General features: G+C 40.3%; 18 protein-coding genes and 1 pseudogene. 9 read left to right on the plus strand and 10 right to left on the minus strand.

The window, feature by feature from the left end; genetic code table 11:
* Positions 1-142: 142 nt before the first annotated feature.
* The gene (locus tag PSF11_RS01140) at positions 143-1,348 is read left to right on the plus strand and encodes a serine hydrolase (protein ID WP_004918021.1); all 1,206 of its coding nucleotides are present in this window, start codon (positions 143-145) and stop codon (positions 1,346-1,348) included.
* 198 nt (positions 1,349-1,546) lie between these two features.
* Here the strand turns inward: PSF11_RS01140 and PSF11_RS01145 are convergent.
* Positions 1,547-1,714: pseudogene (locus PSF11_RS01145) on the minus strand (IS256 family transposase); the annotation flags it as partial.
* Positions 1,715-2,042: 328 nt separating this feature from the next.
* Between PSF11_RS01145 and PSF11_RS01150 the strand changes: the two are divergent.
* The 3 genes from PSF11_RS01150 (at position 2,043) to PSF11_RS01160 (ending at position 4,240) form a co-directional block, all read left to right on the plus strand.
* A complete protein-coding gene (locus tag PSF11_RS01150) occupies positions 2,043-3,464 on the plus strand; it encodes a hypothetical protein (RefSeq protein WP_072502940.1) in 1,422 nt (473 codons plus the stop codon).
* A gap of 184 nt (positions 3,465-3,648) precedes the next feature.
* Positions 3,649-4,032 carry a hypothetical protein gene (locus PSF11_RS01155; RefSeq protein WP_040132948.1) on the plus strand — a complete coding sequence of 128 codons (384 nt, stop codon included), beginning with the start codon at positions 3,649-3,651 and terminating at the stop codon, positions 4,030-4,032.
* A 55-nt stretch (positions 4,033-4,087) separates the two neighbouring features.
* Positions 4,088-4,240 (plus strand): hypothetical protein, encoded by a 153-nt coding sequence (locus PSF11_RS01160; protein WP_227698333.1) that lies wholly within the window; start codon positions 4,088-4,090, stop codon positions 4,238-4,240.
* 383 nt (positions 4,241-4,623) lie between these two features.
* Here the strand turns inward: PSF11_RS01160 and PSF11_RS01165 are convergent, their stop codons facing one another.
* From PSF11_RS01165 to ybjG, 3 genes are all read right to left on the minus strand, one after another.
* Positions 4,624-5,994: an L-serine ammonia-lyase gene (locus tag PSF11_RS01165; protein WP_036943586.1), complete on the minus strand. Its 1,371-nt coding sequence runs from the start codon at positions 5,992-5,994 to the stop codon at positions 4,624-4,626.
* A 123-nt stretch (positions 5,995-6,117) separates the two neighbouring features.
* The gene (locus tag PSF11_RS01170) at positions 6,118-7,434 is read right to left on the minus strand and encodes a serine/threonine transporter (protein WP_014657823.1); all 1,317 of its coding nucleotides are present in this window, start codon (positions 7,432-7,434) and stop codon (positions 6,118-6,120) included.
* 858 nt (positions 7,435-8,292) lie between these two features.
* The gene (gene ybjG / locus PSF11_RS01175; protein WP_004918034.1) at positions 8,293-8,901 is read right to left on the minus strand and encodes an undecaprenyl-diphosphate phosphatase; all 609 of its coding nucleotides are present in this window, start codon (positions 8,899-8,901) and stop codon (positions 8,293-8,295) included.
* 182 nt (positions 8,902-9,083) lie between these two features.
* Here ybjG and PSF11_RS01180 point away from each other — a divergent pair, with 182 nt between their 5' ends.
* Entirely contained in the window at positions 9,084-9,503 is a 420-nt protein-coding gene (locus PSF11_RS01180; protein WP_004918036.1) for a secondary thiamine-phosphate synthase enzyme YjbQ, read from the plus strand.
* Positions 9,504-9,736: 233 nt separating this feature from the next.
* Here PSF11_RS01180 and PSF11_RS01185 read toward each other — a convergent pair whose 3' ends face one another.
* Positions 9,737-10,000 carry a GrxA family glutaredoxin gene (locus tag PSF11_RS01185; protein ID WP_004918038.1) on the minus strand — a complete coding sequence of 88 codons (264 nt, stop codon included), beginning with the start codon at positions 9,998-10,000 and terminating at the stop codon, positions 9,737-9,739.
* 310 nt (positions 10,001-10,310) lie between these two features.
* Here PSF11_RS01185 and PSF11_RS01190 point away from each other — a divergent pair, with 310 nt between their 5' ends.
* From PSF11_RS01190 to PSF11_RS01205, 4 genes are all read left to right on the plus strand, one after another.
* Positions 10,311-10,643, plus strand: a complete 333-nt coding sequence (locus PSF11_RS01190) for a DUF1418 family protein (RefSeq protein ID WP_004918040.1) — start codon at positions 10,311-10,313, stop codon at positions 10,641-10,643.
* Positions 10,644-10,772: 129 nt separating this feature from the next.
* A complete protein-coding gene (locus PSF11_RS01195) occupies positions 10,773-11,270 on the plus strand; it encodes a YbjN domain-containing protein (RefSeq protein ID WP_004918042.1) in 498 nt (165 codons plus the stop codon).
* An 11-nt stretch (positions 11,271-11,281) separates the two neighbouring features.
* Positions 11,282-12,409, plus strand: coding sequence for a 23S rRNA (uracil(747)-C(5))-methyltransferase RlmC (gene rlmC, locus PSF11_RS01200; protein WP_072502941.1), 1,128 nt, complete (start codon positions 11,282-11,284; stop codon positions 12,407-12,409).
* A 322-nt stretch (positions 12,410-12,731) separates the two neighbouring features.
* A complete protein-coding gene (locus PSF11_RS01205) occupies positions 12,732-13,040 on the plus strand; it encodes a hypothetical protein (RefSeq protein WP_145928237.1) in 309 nt (102 codons plus the stop codon).
* A 143-nt stretch (positions 13,041-13,183) separates the two neighbouring features.
* On the opposite strand, the gene artM is transcribed toward PSF11_RS01205, so the two are convergent.
* The 5 genes from artM to PSF11_RS01230 form a co-directional block, all read right to left on the minus strand.
* Positions 13,184-13,852: an arginine ABC transporter permease ArtM gene (gene artM, locus PSF11_RS01210; RefSeq protein WP_004918049.1), complete on the minus strand. Its 669-nt coding sequence runs from the start codon at positions 13,850-13,852 to the stop codon at positions 13,184-13,186.
* Positions 13,849-14,589, minus strand: a complete 741-nt coding sequence (artQ, locus tag PSF11_RS01215; protein ID WP_004918050.1) for an arginine ABC transporter permease ArtQ — start codon at positions 14,587-14,589, stop codon at positions 13,849-13,851. Before artQ ends, artM begins: the two co-directional genes overlap by 4 nt.
* 12 nt (positions 14,590-14,601) lie before the next feature.
* Positions 14,602-15,345, minus strand: a complete 744-nt coding sequence (gene artJ, locus PSF11_RS01220) for an arginine ABC transporter substrate-binding protein (RefSeq protein WP_004918052.1) — start codon at positions 15,343-15,345, stop codon at positions 14,602-14,604.
* An 18-nt stretch (positions 15,346-15,363) separates the two neighbouring features.
* Positions 15,364-16,092, minus strand: coding sequence for an arginine ABC transporter ATP-binding protein ArtP (artP, locus tag PSF11_RS01225; RefSeq protein WP_004918053.1), 729 nt, complete (start codon positions 16,090-16,092; stop codon positions 15,364-15,366).
* 105 nt (positions 16,093-16,197) lie between these two features.
* Complete coding sequence (locus PSF11_RS01230; RefSeq protein ID WP_014657826.1) at positions 16,198-17,673, minus strand: DUF2867 domain-containing protein; 1,476 nt, start codon at positions 17,671-17,673, stop codon at positions 16,198-16,200.
* Positions 17,674-17,805: the final 132 nt, after the last annotated feature.

Raw genomic sequence — 17,805 nt, forward strand, 5'->3', positions numbered from 1 at the left:
GATGTTTCGTTGTTTACCCTAATTAAGATAGATGAAATCGTATTATGGGAACAATCTTTATTTGTTGTGTGTAGCTTAATTGTGTAAAAAGCCCTACATTAATAATGAATTAACCGTTTTAGTATTTGTAAAGGAGTAACCGATGAACAAAAAATTTTTCACCTTAAAGGCGCGATACCTAGGAACTGGATTAGGCCTTTTAGTTGCGGTAAGTCATTTTGCTTACGCGGCAGGAACACCGGTTGCTCCACAGGTTGATGCAAAAGCTTTTGTATTGATGGACTACGACAGCGGTAAAATTTTGGCGTCAGGTAATCCAGATGAGCGTTTAGATCCTGCTAGTTTGACGAAAATGATGACCAGCTATGTGGTCGGTCAAGCAATTAAAGCGGGTAAAATCACGCCACAGGATATGGTCACGGTAGGTGTAGATGCGTGGGCAACGGGCAATCCCGTCCTAAAAGGCTCATCACTGATGTTTTTAAAGCCTAAAGATCGTGTCTCGGTATTGGATCTAAATAAAGGGGTCGTTATTCAGTCAGGGAATGATGCCAGTATCGCGCTCGCGGATTATGTCGCTGGTAGCCAAGACTCGTTCGTCAGCTTGATGAATGAATATGTGAAGCAGTTAGGGTTAAAAAATACCCATTTTAAAACAGTGCATGGCCTAGATTCTGAAGGGCAATACAGCACTGCTCGTGATATGGCAATTTTAGCCCAAGCGATGATCCGTGATGTGCCTGATGAGTACGCTTTACATAAAGAAAAAGAGTTTACTTTTAACAAAATCCGTCAACCTAACCGTAACCGTCTGTTATGGAGCCAAAATCTCAATGTTGATGGTGTGAAAACGGGTCACACCAGTGGCGCAGGGCATAATTTAGTTGCTTCCGCGACGGATGGCCCAATGCGTCTGATTTCTGTGGTGCTTGGTGCTCCGAGTGACCGAGTACGTTTTTCGGAAAGTGAAAAATTACTGACATGGGGGTTCCGTTTCTTTGAAACGGTGACTCCAATCAAAGCCGATCAAACATTGCAAACACAGCGCGTTTGGTTTGGTGATAAATCAGAGGTAGCACTTGGCGTTGAAAAAGACACTGCTATCACGATACCAAAAGGCCAGTTACAGAATTTGAAAGTGAGTTATACGCTGACGAATCCATCAATTGAAGCACCACTGGCTAAAAATCAAGCGGTTGGAACAGTCAATTTTATCTTAAACGATCAAATTGTTGAACAGCGTCCACTCGTGGTCAAAGAATCAGTTGAAGAAGCGGGCTTCTTTGGGCGTATTTGGGACTATATCGTAAAAACGGTCAGTGGCTGGTGGAATGCTATTTTTGGTTAAATCCTGATTAAAAGCACGCTTGAGGTGGCGCTGTTGCAAAGCTCAATTGGCCGATGGTGAACAATTAACGATTGGATTGCTGAGGCTTTTTTGTTAGATGTGTGCAACGGTCACCATATTATTTTTGAATGGTGTGCTGGTGTTGTAAGTACAGCACCAGCAACTCCCCTGTAACTCATTCTATGTATTCGCCTTTCATTAAATGTGGCCGTTTGGACCGTTACCGAACGCAATAATAAAATGACTAAATGCTTGTTTCCCATATTGGATCAGCATGCTCCATTTTTTAGAGGCCGACTCAATCACTAAATAAATCACTCTACGTACAGAATCATCGTTCAGGAAGAGTTTGCGCTTCTGAATTGCATGGTGAGTGAACGATATAATACGAGGATGTGAGGGCCTTAAGGCACTTAGGTATAATCTTGGATTGAAAAACGCTATTTTACAAATGAAAGATTATTAACTTATCGTAATTTTGAATATTTAAATAGAGTTAGTCTTAATTTCTAATTATTTTTTACAGATAAACTTCAATTGCAATATTTTATTTTTAATTCAATAATTATATTAATCGTTTGGTGTTTAATTATTTTTATGAATGTAATTTATTCAATGGAATTGCCAAACCGATATGAAGTATTTTATTTATAAATGGATTTAATTAGTGTATTTAATACGGAGAATGATATTTATGGCTATGACAATTGAAGAAAGAAAAGCACAGCTAGAAAGAAAACAAACAACACAAGGATTGGGTGAGAACACGACAATAGGCGGAGATGCTACTAATCATGGCCGTAATAAAGGCATTATTGAAGGTGGCTTAGCTCACGATGGTGGGTTAGGTAATGGTAGAATTAAAGGTGGTAGCTCAATTAATAATAACCATAATGAAGATATTATTGAAGCTGGAGCCGCCATTAATCATGGTAAAAACAATGGTGATATCGGTGGGGGTCATAGCAGTAATTATGGTATAAACAAAAATACGTTAAAAGGCGGTTTAGCGAATAACGAATTTGGTTCGGTTAATACAAAATACTCTTATTTAAAAGGGGGGGATGCCGTCAGGGAACTACAGCGCTGTGTAGAAACTTATGATGGAAATCAAAAGCAGCTTAAAGCGATGAAAGACGATTTTGCCAAAATAAAAGAAAGTTTCAGTGATATGCAAGCTGATAGTAGCGCGCTATCTCAATCGGAAAAAGATAGATATGAGACATTACTAAAAGAAAAAAATGAGGAAATTAAAAAATTAAATGAAGTTATAAGTAGTGACCTTGAGAAAATTGATAATTTGGTATCTCAATTGTCTGATAAAGATCAAGAGATAAAATCGATGGCAATAAAAATAAAACAAGCTATCGAAGATAAAAATAAACTTGAAGAGAGACTTGTTGATATCAATAAAAAAATAATTAAAGCAAATGACCGTATTGAAGCATTACAGTCGGATATCCATAATAAGGAATCTAAAATTGCTGAGTTAGAGCAGCAATTAAATGACGATTGTGCTAATAAAGAAGAGCTCAATAAAGCGATTGCATCATTGAAAAAAGAACTTAATGATACACAAGACAAATTAGAAAATAACCAATCCTTAATTTCAAAAAGAGAAGAAACCATTTCTCGTTTGAATATTAAAATCACCAAAATGGAAACAGAATACAGCCAAAAACAGCAGGAGTTTGGTAAAAAACTGGAAGTTCTTTTAGAGCAAATTGCTTCACTGGCTAATGAAGGTAAAGAAGAGTTATCGGATTCTATAGTGACGACGAGCAGCAAAACTACCACAGTGACAATTTCAAATACTGCCGATCCATTGGGGGATATCAAAGAGCAAATGGCTCCTGCTGTGACGGGCGGTAATGCTGAAAACCTAGGTATAAACTCAGGTACTATTAAAGCAGGCGACAGCAATAGCCAATCTATGGTGATGAATAATGAGATAAATATCAATGTAGATGGTAAGGCGGACACGGTTGTAAGCACATTGAGAGAGTCAATCAGTTCAATGGGGAGTAGAATCGAAGGCGCTGCAAACGGCATTGTAAATGAGGTGAAGCAAAGAGCACAATCGGTATTGACGCTGGTTAACCCAGATATCGCGTAATCATAATAAAATTAACGAAACACAGGAGTCAGTATATAGCTGACTCCTGTTTTTTTATGACTTTAGCCAGTTTAAGTCGCGTTAGCATCTTAAACATAAAACCACCCGCTATGCGGGTGGTTATGATTGCCTGAAACCTGCATCTATCCTATTATTTACGTACTTAACTAAAATATGGTGATGTATGAAAAAGGGGTTGGTGTTAGGAATTTTTGCTGTCTCATTGGCTGGCTGCGGTGGGAAAGATGTAACGTATGATGGAGAATACGTCTGTATTATAGATCAGGATATAAACCGTGCTGCGGATCTAACGGGTAATGAATATGAATTCCCTGGTAATTTGTCAGAAGCCGTCATTGTGATTGACAATAGAGTAGTTACAGTAAAGGGAATGAATCTTGGAGATTATGTAACTCCAAGGCTTGAAGAGAAAAAAGGGAAAGAGGGCGATGAACTGTTCTATGATAAAGATGATGTTCATATTGGTTATATGAAAAGGTTAGGGATACTTTCATTCAGACTTCCTGACGGAAGCGGTCAAGTTTTAACAGGATGTAAAAGTAAATAACCTGAACTCGGGATAAGAAAAACAAAAAAGAAAGGAACTAAAAGCGGGAGTAAAAGTGGTTATTGATGCAGGGGGCGAATTAACCTTACAGGCAGCAGGGAACTTTGTTAAGATTGATGCTGGCGGAATTACATCTAGTAAAATGATTAATTTTGGTACTGGGGCACCTTCAAGTGGTGGGGGGAAGGACAATTACCTGATGTTGTGAAAATATTAGGGACTTCAATCCCACAAAGTTCATTACCTGATATTCCTTTTATTCCTGAGAAAATATGTATTAGCTGTTTGATAAAAGCGGAAGAATATGGTGAAATTCTTGTGAAAAGGGAAAATAATGTATGATACCTAGAACTATGCATTTTTATTCTTTTTTTAAAGAATATCCTCAATATTGTAATGAGGATACAATTATACTTTTTTCTCTCACAACACGACAAAGTTGAACGGGTATGTTCAGTCAAAACGATTGGGGATTTAAAGGGGAAATAGTTACGTTTTTGTTCATCCATACTATGCCTGCTTTATGATAAGATTTCTCATATTAAAAGCAGGCATATAAAGTGACATTACTGTCGATTAAAAACAGGGTAATTATTCACAATGCGCCAATTTAATTGCTAGACCACCTTGTGACGTTTCACGATATTTGGCATTAATATCTTTACCCGTTTCATACATGGTTTCGATAACCTTATCTAAGCAAACTCGCGGGTCACTCACACGGCGTAATGCCATGCGTGCCGCGTTGACCGCTTTTACTGCGGCTATTGCATTGCGTTCGATACAAGGCACTTGAACTTGCCCACCAACAGGGTCACAAGTCAAGCCAAGGTTATGCTCCATCGCGATTTCTGCTGCTACACAAACTTGTTCTGGACTTCCTCCCATCAACTCGGCAAGGCCTGCTGCTGCCATTGAACAAGCGACACCGACCTCACCTTGGCAACCAACTTCTGCACCAGAGATAGAGGCATTCATTTTGTATAATGAGCCGATAACACCTGATACTAAGAAATAGCGAGTATAGGAGTTCTCATTTACAGGACGAATAAATTTGTCATAGTAAGCTAAAACGGCAGGGATAATGCCACATGCGCCATTAGTTGGCGCGGTGACAACACGGCCTCCCGCAGCATTCTCTTCGTTGACGGCTAAGGCGAACATATTGATCCAGTCAATTACTGCCATTGGGTCAATATTGGTATTATCGCTAGTCACAAGTTGACGGCGTAATGCTGCGGCACGACGAGGTACTCGTAGTGGCCCCGGTAATAACCCTTCGGTGGTGACGCCACGCTCAATACCCGCCTTCATGACATCCCAGACAGCCGCTAAATATTGATGGATTTCTTCTTTACTGTGTATGGCTAACTCATTTTGCATCACGAGAGCAGAAAGGGATAGGCCTGTCTCTTTACAATGCTTTTGTAAATCTGCTGCATATTTATAGGGATAGGGAACTTGTACTGATTGTTCAGTCGATTGACCAAAATGCTCCTCATCGACAATAAAACCCCCACCGATAGAGTAGTAGGTCTTTTTGTAGATCACGTTATTATCGGCATTAAATGCACTAATGGTCATGCCATTTTCATGTAAAGGTAAATTGGTTGAATGGAAATTCATCCCGCCTTCAATGGGGAAGTCAACCTCATGCTGCCCTTGAGCCAACAGCAATTTACCACTTTGCTCAACGTGACGGATAAAGTTGGGTATGGCATCAATATCAACAGTATCAGGTAAGTTACCAGCGAGACCCATAATAATCGCGATATCAGTTGCGTGTCCTTTCCCTGTCAATGATAAAGAACCATAGACATCAACCGCAATTCGTGAGGTGGCTGTCAGAAGGTTTTGTTGGATTAAATCCTCAACAAATTGTTTACCCGCTTTCATCGGGCCGACGGTGTGGGAGCTAGATGGACCAATACCAATCTTGAAGATATCAAATACGCTAATCATATTCAGCGCTTCCTATATAAAGTCTTAATTTCTTAGGCATGTGATGCCGTATCTTCCGGCATCTTATTTGAGAAGGGGAGGCATATCCGCCGGAGTGGATCCCGCCTCCCGATAAAGGCTGACTTAGAAGAACAACTTATAAGTTGCGGCTGAGATAGCAATCAAACCCATGATAACGATAAATGCATTGCTTAACTTACCTGAGTACTTACGCATTGCTGGAACTTTACTGATAGCATACATAGGCATTAAGAACAGTAAGATAGCAATGATTGGGCCACCTAGACTTTCGATGATATCCAGTACGCCAGGGTTTAATGTTGCCACTAACCAAGTGGTGACTAACATGAAGATAGCTGTACCACGATTCAATTTACGAACGTCAATTGTTTTGCCTTTCGCACGATAAGCGCGCTCAACGAGGCCATTAAAGCCTTCTCGTGCACCTAAATAGTGTCCGAGGAATGATTTAATTATAGCAACGAAAGCGATAATTGCGGCAGCAAATTTGATGAAAGGTTGATCAAAGTAACCAGATAAGTAGTCAAGGATACTAATGTTCAGTTTTTTTGCTTGAGCCAAATCTGCCGAAGACAGGGTGAACACGCAGCTAAACACAAAGAACATAACAGTGAATACCATTAAGATGTGTGCAGATGCGAGGATACGTGAGCATTTTTGTTCAGCCTGTGCACCATATTCTTCACGCTTCGCTACAGAGAACGCTGAAATGATAGGTGAATGGTTGAATGCGAACACCATAACAGGAATGGTTAACCAGATAGTTACCCAGATACTCTGACCACCACTGTGTTTTGCCGCTTCTGTGATGCCCTCTATGGTTAAGGTATCAAGTACCGCACCATTCCAATGGGGGATCATATATAAAGAGAAAGCGAGTAGCACGGCGATAAATGGGAACACCAGCATACTCATCACTTTAACAATATATTTTTCACCGAATGCCACAATGGCCATGATGCCACCCACCAAAACCAACGCTAGCAACCAACGTGGTGGTGCGGTAAAGCCCATGAGTTCTGTCAGAAATTTGTGCACATTATTGGTGATAGAAACACCATACACCAAGAGGATTGGATAAATTGCAAAGAAATAGAGCAGGGTGATCCAGTTACCCGCAGTACGTCCAAAATGTTCTTCAACCACTTCAGTGATATCACCTTCAGGCTTTGAACCTGAAAGAACAAAGCGTGTTAAACCACGGTGAGCGAAGAAGGTCATTGGAAAAGCGAGTACTAACATCAACAGGACGGGAAGTAGGCCGCTCATTCCTGCATTAATAGGTAGGAACAAGACTCCAGCACCGATAGCTGTACCATATAAACCAAGCATCCATACAGTATCTGTTTTACGCCAAGCAAGGGCATTTCCAATTTGCGAGGCTGTTTTATCGATGGAACCAACTCGAGTTGTATCCATAATAGTCTCCGAAATAAAAGTCAAAAAATAGGCATCTCGGTGAAGGCATAAGCCATCACTGATGTTTTAATCTTTTGGTACGAACAAATTATCGCCAAATATAATGTGCAGTTTTGTTTCTACCTAACAATCTGATTGGAAATAAATATAAAACTGATAGTAAATTTATTTTCAATCAGTTTTGTTAGTTTTGTAGGTAGATTTGATAAACCACTTTTGATGGTGCAAATGTACCTATTTTTAGTATAAATCACCGTGATCATACTCTCAAAAGAGAAAAATGTCTTTAACGTGATTATTTTTCGATTTTTATAAAATTGTTAAGAAATTTACCTTAAGATTAATAAGGGGAGGGAGGCTTTTAATATCGGAGAATAACCAATGGGGAGTAGTTATGTGTCAATTTATATTTGTGTGGAGGAATATTATTATATTAATGAATAGAATGGATTTATTGAAGTAGTAGGAAAATGAATTAAATCCAGAAATTAATATTGAATCAAAACCAATTATACACTGGTTTTGAGTTATTTAACTTGTTGTTTTCAATGTGTTTATTTTGTTTTGTTATAGTTGTTTACTTAGTGATTAATTATTATTTTTTTAGTTTTTTTATTCTAAAGACATTAATGAATAATAAGATGGTTTAAAGAGCAGTTGAATACTTATTTTTCGAAGGAAAAAATAATTAAAAAGCGTAACAAAATATTTGTTAATTAAATGTTGTTTATTCTGGTGGTGAAAAGGCTTTTTTATTCATTTTTAGAATGGAAAAATAAAACTAAATATTGATTCAACGCAAAATTTAAATTGTTTAAGTACTGGCGTAAATAACGCCAGTACTGATTAATGAAAAAATTAGGGTTGTACCCAGCCTTTGCGAATAAGAACTGAAAATATGATTTGGTAAAGATGTGTGAGCGGGGCTTGGATTTTATGGCCGATAAGTCCCCAAAGAATTTGGGCTAAACCACACGCGATAAGACCCAAGATAAATGCCCCTATCATATCTAAAGGCCAGTGGACGCCTAAATAGATACGTGACCATGCAATTGCAATAGCGGGAACGAGCATCAATAAACCAACCCATGTTCTTAGCCAGAACAAAAATGCGAAAACAAAGGTAAAGACGATAGTGCCGTGATTGCTAGGGAAAGAAGCGGTTGGCTCGTGCTCAAGGAAATTGGTGCCTATTCCCATAACAAAAGGGCGTTCATGAGGTGCAACTAAGCCAATCAACCATGAAATAAACAGACCGATCACTAAGGCGTATGCTGTTTTGCAGACGAATGCTCTTTGGCGGGTCATATCCTGTTTGGCACCCCATAACCAGCATGCCGCAGTAAACAGAGGGAAAAGGAGAATTAAGCGTTTAGCGATAACGGTTGCAAGTGCGATAGTACCACTTGCAGACGCTGGGGCCGCATTAATGAGATTAAAGAGATCTTGATTAAGTTGTTCCAGCACGGGTGTATACCTCAGAAAATGGGTGATAAATAAGACGATAAAGCGAGAGAGTAAAGTCTCTTACATGGCAGGTAAAGTGCCTTTATCTTAATATTACTTAAATAGAGCGATAAGTTGACGTTTTGTTGATGATTTACTCAATAGCGATAAGACAAATTTAAGGTGCGATAAAGGAATAGCTTATGTGGTTTCAAAAAGAGATAAGATTAACAGCAAAAAGCAGAGGGTTTCATCTAGTGACCGATGAGTTGTTACAACAGCTTCCTGAGTTGAAACAGATCCAAGTTGGGCTGCTGAATATCTTTATTCAACATACATCGGCTTCACTGACAATCAATGAAAATGCAGACTATACGGTAAGACAGGATTTTGAAAGCTTCTTTAACCATGCTGTTCCTGAAGATGAGCCTTATTATCAGCATAACTATGAAGGAAGTGATGATATGCCTGCCCATCTTAAAGCGAGTATTTTAGGCGCGAGTTTGGTTATTCCTGTGAGTCGAGGACGTCTGAACATGGGGACATGGCAAGGAATTTACCTATGTGAACATCGAAATTATGGTGGGGAACGCAAAATAGTTCTGACATTGCAAGGGGAATAGAACGGTTAAGCAATAAAAAACCCGATAGCGATAAAACGTAAGTTGGCTATCGGGCTCCTCAATATGGGGACATCAAAGAAAAGCAGTGGCATAAATTAAGACCCCCCCTAAATAAGAAAGTTCGCATAGAGAAAAAAAATTTGCTTTATTTTTTAGCAATGGGAAGGAAATAGCACAAATTGAGAAAGGAAGCGACTCGGATTAGAGACTGAGCCGCCCATGGGGATTATTGCTTATTTATAGAGATCGAGGTGCTCTTTTGCGTAAGCTTCGAAATCAGTGCAGCCGCCGATGTGTTTCTCATCGATAAAAATTTGTGGCACAGTCAGCACTTCTTTACCGACTGTTTTAGATAGATCTTCTTTGGTGAGGCCTTCTGCTTGAATATCGACGTAGCGGTAGTCAAAGTCATCGCGGTCATTTTTCAGTTTTTCAGCTAACTCTTTAGCACGAACACAGTATGGGCAGCCAGGGCGACCAAAAATCACAGTGTACATAGTATCTCCTATAAGACTAACACAGTTTTTTTATCCACAATGCCCAATACTATGCCTCCATACTCGTCATACTTCAAGATGCAGCTTTGTTGATTTGTCTTTGTCACCGTGCACTTATTGAGGGGAATAATAAGGTGAATGATTTGCCAGACAATAAGCTAGAAATAAATGGTGATTTTACCTTTTGCTAGTATAGCTCTGATGCAGAATCCGCTAGTATATGGGGTATACTGCATCGCTAAACAATACCCCGTTGTAGTGCTGTTTATTCGGTTGGGGGTATATAGTTATTGTTCTAGAAGGGGACTTGATGAATAAGAAACCACAGCGAGAAATGCGTTCGCTATCCGATCTCCCTAAGCCGATTCTCATCTTAGAAGCAGTAGGGATTTTACTGCTTATTGTTGTCTTACTTGCGATGAATGGCTATCTGACCTTACCTGAGCCATTGATGCAGAAAAATGTTTTAGTCGCGATTGTTATGGTTGGGATTGGTTGTTTGATACCAGCCACTATCAATATTGTTTGGCGAGCGATACATGGATTAAGCTTTCTTGGTATTGATAATCAAAACTCATCTAGGCCGGGAAGAAAGAAAAAGCAAGATGACGATGATGATAAAGAGGAGAAAAAGGGGGAGTGAGCATGGTTTTACTGGTGTTTTCACCACCAATGTGTGAAAATTATCCGCTTTTCTAGCCAAAAAAATTCGGTTTGGTTAGGTAAGTGTTATTCTATTAGTTTTTATTTGAGTTGAAGAAGGTTATTACCCATGGATTCTATTTGTTACCCTGACATATCACAGCTTCGTGAATGGCTTGATCAACTCAAAACCTCTTATTTCGAGTGTGATTCTTGTGCTGCTCTACATTTGCCGCATATGCAAAATATAGAGGGCATTTTTGATGCCAAACTCGACATTATTAATAATGTTCTTGTCCTTTCCGCTCTGGCGGAGCTTAAGCCAACGGCGATCGTGACTTTAGTGGCCAATATCAGCCAAATCAATGCTAGCTCACTGACAGCCAAAGTCTTTCTTGAAATTAATAATGAAAACTTACCTAAGTTAATCGTCAGCCAATCCTTCTCGCTTGAAGCTGGGATGACTTATCGCCAATTTTGCCATTTCTTACAGCAAGCAGAAGATCAAATATCATCGATTATTTTTGAAATTTATAGCAATAATTTGTTGTATTCGAACCAAGATGAGTTTGATGAAGAAACTGTTGACCTTGATATTGATGATAACCCTTCCGTAACGCTCCATTAAATTTTTATATTATGCATTGTGAGAAATATGAGGCAGGCGAATGTCGTTCCTGTCAATGGCTTGAACTACCAGCTGATCAACAACTCAAACTAAAACAGGAAAACCTAGTTTCTTTATTACCAATGGTGACTGCCGACGCATTTCAATCGCCAGTTGCCAGCCCTTTATCAGGGTTTCGTAATAAAGCCAAAATGGTGGTGAGTGGAAGTGTCGAAAAACCAATATTGGGCATTGTGAATTCACAAGGGCAGGCAATTAGTTTAACGGATTGTCCGCTTTATCCTGAGCCATTTTCAGCCGTTTTTGATGTCATTAAACCTTTTATTGCGCGAGCAGGTTTAACGCCTTATAACATTGAACGTAAACGTGGCGAATTAAAATACTTATTATTAACGCAAAGCCAGCATACGGGTGAGTTTCTGTTGCGATTTGTCTTGCGTTCAGAAAAAAAAGTTGAGCAGCTAAAAAATGCGTTACCGTGGTTGCAGCAGCAATTACCCCAATTGGCGGTGATCACGGTTAATTTGCAGCCTGTCCATATGGCGATATTAGAAGGCGAACAAGAAATTTATCTCACTGAGCAGCAGGTTTTACGGGAACAGCTAAATCAAGTGCCACTGTTTATACGGCCGCACAGTTTTTTTCAAACGAACCCTGTTGTGGCTGCTCGGTTATATCAAACAGCGCGTGAGTGGGTTAAAAAGCTTAATATCACTAGCTTATGGGATCTTTTCTGCGGTGTTGGCGGATTTGGCTTACATTGTGCGGAAAAGCAAACTCAGTTAACGGGAATTGAAATTAGTGCTCCTGCGATCGCTTGTGCCAAGCAATCAGCGCAAGAGCTTGGACTACAACATGTTGAGTTTCAAGCATTAGATTCAACGAAGTTTGCAACGGCTAAAGGAAATATTCCTCAATTGGTATTAGTCAATCCACCTAGGAGAGGCATAGGTAAAGAGTTATGTGAATATCTTTCGACTATGCGGCCTAACTATATTTTATATTCAAGCTGTAATGCTCAGACCATGGCAAAAGATATTGAGCAATTGGAAGGCTATGCTGTGAGTAAGGTGCAGTTGTTTGATATGTTCCCACATACTGCGCACTACGAAGTGATTGCATTATTAGTCAAAAACTAAACAACTTACCTAGCGAATTATTTAGAACATTTTTATTAATCGAATAGTGTGATAATTAAAGCAGCTTATTAAAAGATAAGCTGCCGGATAATGTTAATTAGAAATGATAGGTGACACCCAATAAAATATCATTAGACCGAGCTTTAATTTTGGATTTAAAGGTGCAGCCATCTTCGATAGCGGTAACTCAAATCCATTGACAGATTGTCATTAACGGCATATTGAACCTCTAAACCTAAGCGCCAAGCAAAATTGTTTTTCGTTTTAGATTTAGACAATGAACATCATCCGTTAATCTCCCTTCGGGATCCCATTCTCTATATTGATAGCTGGAATTATATTTAAGGTTGGTCAAGCCGATACCTGCACGAATATACGGGGTAATTTTCGCTATTTACCTGTTGATTGCTATCAACAACAATCAAGCAGGAACACAACGTGGTTTGTGGAGAACGTCATCAAGTACCATCGTATGGTGGAAAATTATGTCTCAACCTTACTTGATTGTGGTTTTACCCTTGAAGGGTTGAAAGAGCCTAAACCGCTTGCTAGTGCGCTAAAAGAGCGCCCTGATCTTGAACGCTATACCCGTTATGCACCATTTTTAGTGTTAAAAGCGGTAAAACGCTAGCCCTGATGGTGAATCAAACAGACTGCTGATAACACGAAGAGGGAAAAACTAGGGTTTTATCCCTGTTTATCAGCAAGCCTCAAGGGCTTATTTTCATAAGCCCTTTTATGACTGTGATAGGTTAAATTCAAAAATAAAACGGGTTAGTTCCTTTGCTCAAATGCAAGAGCGTGACGTTCAATAAATCGCATGATGATCGTCAAAATTGCGTTAACAACGAGGTAGATGATCCCCGCAGCCACAAATGCCATTACATCCCAACTTTGACCAAATACTTGGCTACTGTAACCCATAATATCCATCATCGTGATCGTACTGGCGAGTGAGGTACTTTTAAAGATTAATACCACTTCGTTCGAATAAGATGATAAAGAGCGCTTAAACGCATAGGGAAGAATAATCCGCATGGTCTGGGCTTTAGACATACCTAATGCTTGGCATGATTGCCATTGCCCAGATGGAATTGCTTTTACGGCACCATGAAAGAGTAATGTTGAGTAAGCAGCACTATTGAGGGCTAATGCAATCATCGCACATACCCAAGGCGTTGAAATAAACTCCCACAGTACAGGATAGTTTTGTAATGATTTAAATTGGCTAGGGCCATTATAAATCAGGAAGAACTGCACCAATAATGGTGTGCCGGTAAATAGGGTAATATAGACTTTGACGGCTTGCGAAATAATTGGCGTTTTTAATGACAAAATGAGCGTAAATAATACGGCCAATATAAATGCCACAAATAATGCGCTGAAGGTTAACGATAAGCTCGTTGGTAAGCCAGGTAAAATATCGAGAATTAAATCAATCATTGCGATTCACCTCTTTCAAAGCGAGTTGTACGCAATTCAATTCGTTTCAAAATAACTTGGCTTAATAAGGTAATCGCAAGATAGATAAGCCCTACAATAGCGTACCATGTAAAAGGTTCATGGGTACGGTTAACAATGGTCTTAGTCTGTAACATAAGATCATTAACACTGATTAAAGAAACCAGTGCGGTATCTTTGAGTAATACCAGCCATTGGTTGCCCAAGCCGGGCAGCGCATGACGCCACATTTGTGGCATGATAAAACGAAAGAATATGGTTCGTTTGGTTAATCCAAGCGCTAAACCTGCTTCCCACTGCCCATAAGGCACCGCTTTTAAGGCACCGCGTAGGGTTTGTGATGCGTAGGACGCATAGAGAAGGGCTAATGCAACCACACCGCAAGCGAAGGGGGTAAAGTCAAACTCACCGCTGTCTGCAAAGAAAATGCTCGGATCAATCTGTAAGGTGGTTTGCCAGAAACCCAGATTGATCTCTATCCCATCACCTAAAATATTAATCAGTTGCAGTGTGCCGAAATAGACAAATAACACAACCAGCAGTTCAGGTAGACCGCGGATCAAGGTGACCCAGCACGTTCCTAAAAAAGCGATAGGTTTAAAACGCACGGACTCCCATGCCGTAAATAACATGGCGAGGATCAGGCCCAATATGAGAGCAGAAACAGCAAGGCCGACGGTGATACCGGCGGCACTTGTTAGAAAAAGAAAATTGTTCATTAACAGTATCGATTATTGTTCAAACCATTTTTTATAGATAACGTCATAAGTTCCATCAGCTTTTACTTCTGCCAATGCCTTATTCATTTTATCTAACAACTCTTTATTACCTTTACGAACCGCGATACCTAAGCCGATACCAAAGTACTGTGGATCAGTGACTTTTTCACCAACAGGCGCTAAGTTTTCGTTGCCTTTGGCTTTTAGCCATTCGTCAGCAACAGCAGTATCACCGAACACAGCATCAATACGACCATTTTGCAGATCAAGGATAGCTGATTGGTAGTTATCATAAGGAACGGTCGTCATATCCTTATGCTGTTCCATGATATATTTTTGGTGAGTTGTGCCATTTTGAACGCCAATTTTTTTCCCTTTCAACTGATCAACAGAAGAGACTTTCTCTTTAATGGCAATAAACTCAGCCGAATTAGGGTAATAAGTGTCAGTGAAGTCCACTTGTTTTTGGCGATCAGGCGTAATATCAATACCTGCCATCAATGCTTCAAAACGACGGAATTTCAAACTTGGGATCAAGCTATCGAAAGATTGATGGGTGAATGTGCAAGTTGCATTCATTTTTTCACACATCGCATTGGCAAGGTCGACGTCAAAACCCACGATTTGGTTGTTTTTGTCAAACATTTCAAATGGGGCATAAGTCGCTTCTGTTGCAAAACGGATGGTCTCTTTTTCCGCCGCAGTTGCAGATAGGGTTACAGCGCCAAGTAGTGCAGCTAATATAATTTTTTTCATTGCTTAATCCTATATCTATTAGTGTGACAGATAATTTGCAAATGCTTCAGTTTGAGGTGCTGTGAAATGGCTGGCATCCCCTTGTTCAACAATATGACCGTTTTCCATATACACCACACGGCTAGCGGCTTTACGGGCAATCTCAACTTCATGAGTCACGATTACCTGTGTAATTCCTGTTGCAGACAACTCGCGAATGATATCGACGACTTGTGCTGTAATCTCGGGGTCAAGGGCTGCCGTTGGTTCATCAAATAGCAGAACTTGTGGTTCCATCATCAATGCACGAGCAATGGCAACACGTTGCTGTTGGCCGCCAGATAAATGCAAAGGGAAACGCGTTGCAAATTGTGTTAATCGCAAACGTTCTAATAATTTTTCCGCTTTTGCTTTTGCTTCTTGACGTGACAGCTTTAAAACTCGGCACGGCGCTTCAATTAAATTATCCATGACGGTGAGATGAGGCCATAGATTGTATTGTTGAAAAACCATTCCGACATTTTGACGTAATGCACGGATAGCTTTGGCATCAGGGGTTGAGGCAAAATCAAAATTTTGACCTGCAATGTTAAGTACACCTGAACGTGGCATCTCCAACAAATTCAGTACACGTAGCAAAGAGCTTTTGCCTGCACCGCTAGGCCCGAGTAATACCATGGTTTCTCCGGCAGGGCACTCTAAGTTGATATCAAAGAGCGCCTGATGAGAGCCGTAAAAACAGTTTATATTTTTTAATTGAATGCTCATGCTTACCAATAATACCTTGTTTAACTGACACAGATATTAATCCTGTAAGCATATTTATGCAATAATATATGCATAAAAATTTGGTTTTTTGTTATTAAGCAATCATCATTTTGGCGGCTGTTGCCCAGTTGATGACTTGCCTGCAAGTTGTTTATCCCGCTCAAACGCCAATTCACTAATACGTTTAGCCATGCCTTTAAAAATAAATAGATGGGCAGGCATCATGGCAAACCAATAGAGCAACCCACTAAATCCTGCGGGGTGCCACCATGCACGTACATCAATTGAACGGCGGCTACCGCTATCGTGAATGGTGAAAGTCAGGCGGCCTAGCCCAGGCGCTTTCATCCCAAAGAGCAGGCTAAGCTGTTTATTAGGCTCCAAATTAATGACGCGCCAACCATCAATTTCATCACCTAATTGCAGCTCTTCACGAGCGGGGCGACCATATTTCACTTTGTTTAACATCATGTCATCCATAATGGCACGGGTTTTCCAAAGTGCGTTGGCATAAAAATAGCCGTTTTTACCCCCGATTTGCTGCACAACATGCCATAGCGACTCTGTACTTGCCGAAGTGCCGAGTGTGGCACCAGCCTGTTTAGGGTAAAAACCATAACCCGGTCGCCAGCGTTTTTTGACTTCAGGATCATAACCCCAATCTGCATTGTCGATAGCATCGGCTTCTTGAGCTAAGGTGGTTTTGACCGCCTCATCAAATGAAACCAACGTTTGTGGGATCAGTTCGCGTAAGGCTTTATCGTCGGCAGGCAGGTCATGCTGCAATCCTTGGATCAACTCTTTAGCAATTGCCGGAGGAACTGAGGTGATCAAACTGATGAAGTGGACGGAGATCATGCTAATAGGAATAGGGATAGGGATCAGCAATCTACGCTTACCGCTGATTTTTATAAAGCGCTTGAATAGCTCTTGGTAGCTCATGTACTCAGGGCCACCTGCATCGTAAATTTTACTTTCAGTCACGGGGCGTTTTGCTAATTCAGTTAAGTAATGCAGTATGTTACTCAGCGCAATAGGTGAAGACTTTGAACGTACCCAACGCGGTGGGGTTAAGATAGCGAGGTTGTAAACCATATCACGCATGATCTCAAAAGCCGCCGATCCTGAGCCAACGATGATTGCTGAGCGGATCTCTGTGACTGGCACCTGACTCTCACGTAAAATCTCCCCTGTTAATCGACGAGAGATCAAATGTTGAGAATAGCTGTGACCATGTTGTAGTGAACTGAGATAAATAACATGCTTAACATTCGATTGATCAAGCGCTTGCTGAACATGGCGAGCCGCCGTGCGCTCACGTTCAATCAGGTTGGCATGATCAGCCATGCTATGAACGAGGAAATAGACAATATCGATCTCCTTCATCACGTCTTTGAGTGTTTCAGGGTCTTGCAGATCAACATAAACACATTGTGTATCTTGCCAGCCTTGTGAGAGCATCCAATCCACCCGCCTAGCAGCGGCTGTCACTTGATAGCCTTGCTTAATTAATTCGGGGATTAAATTTTGCCCAATATAGCCACTGGCGCCCAATACTAAAACACGTTGCTTTTCGTTCATCTTGGTTTCCTGTTTCACTCTCATCTGTCGCTATTGTGACTGAAATTCTACTTATGTAAAGTGCTGTTAATTATAGTCATTTTAGGACTTGCCACTTATCTATCATGTTATAAATAAGTGGCAATCTGTGAG

Origin of the sequence: Providencia sp. PROV119 (genome assembly GCF_028482435.1) — a bacterium.
Classification (GTDB): domain Bacteria; phylum Pseudomonadota; class Gammaproteobacteria; order Enterobacterales; family Enterobacteriaceae; genus Providencia; species Providencia stuartii.

What these genes read in the sequence shown, in the direction of transcription:
- PSF11_RS01140 (WP_004918021.1), top strand. Translation starts at nt 143, where the DNA reads ATGAACAAAAAATTTTTCACCTTAAAGGCGCGATACCTAGGAACTGGA.
- PSF11_RS01150 (WP_072502940.1), top strand. Translation starts at nt 2,043, where the DNA reads ATGGCTATGACAATTGAAGAAAGAAAAGCACAGCTAGAAAGAAAACAA.
- PSF11_RS01155 (WP_040132948.1), top strand. Translation starts at nt 3,649, where the DNA reads ATGAAAAAGGGGTTGGTGTTAGGAATTTTTGCTGTCTCATTGGCTGGC.
- PSF11_RS01165 (WP_036943586.1), bottom strand. Translation starts at nt 5,994, where the DNA reads ATGATTAGCGTATTTGATATCTTCAAGATTGGTATTGGTCCATCTAGC.
- PSF11_RS01170 (WP_014657823.1), bottom strand. Translation starts at nt 7,434, where the DNA reads ATGGATACAACTCGAGTTGGTTCCATCGATAAAACAGCCTCGCAAATT.
- PSF11_RS01180 (WP_004918036.1), top strand. Translation starts at nt 9,084, where the DNA reads ATGTGGTTTCAAAAAGAGATAAGATTAACAGCAAAAAGCAGAGGGTTT.
- PSF11_RS01185 (WP_004918038.1), bottom strand. Translation starts at nt 10,000, where the DNA reads ATGTACACTGTGATTTTTGGTCGCCCTGGCTGCCCATACTGTGTTCGT.
- PSF11_RS01190 (WP_004918040.1), top strand. Translation starts at nt 10,311, where the DNA reads ATGAATAAGAAACCACAGCGAGAAATGCGTTCGCTATCCGATCTCCCT.
- PSF11_RS01195 (WP_004918042.1), top strand. Translation starts at nt 10,773, where the DNA reads ATGGATTCTATTTGTTACCCTGACATATCACAGCTTCGTGAATGGCTT.
- rlmC (WP_072502941.1), top strand. Translation starts at nt 11,282, where the DNA reads ATGCATTGTGAGAAATATGAGGCAGGCGAATGTCGTTCCTGTCAATGG.
- artM (WP_004918049.1), bottom strand. Translation starts at nt 13,852, where the DNA reads ATGATTGATTTAATTCTCGATATTTTACCTGGCTTACCAACGAGCTTA.
- artQ (WP_004918050.1), bottom strand. Translation starts at nt 14,589, where the DNA reads ATGAACAATTTTCTTTTTCTAACAAGTGCCGCCGGTATCACCGTCGGC.
- artJ (WP_004918052.1), bottom strand. Translation starts at nt 15,345, where the DNA reads ATGAAAAAAATTATATTAGCTGCACTACTTGGCGCTGTAACCCTATCT.
- artP (WP_004918053.1), bottom strand. Translation starts at nt 16,092, where the DNA reads ATGAGCATTCAATTAAAAAATATAAACTGTTTTTACGGCTCTCATCAG.
- PSF11_RS01230 (WP_014657826.1), bottom strand. Translation starts at nt 17,673, where the DNA reads ATGAACGAAAAGCAACGTGTTTTAGTATTGGGCGCCAGTGGCTATATT.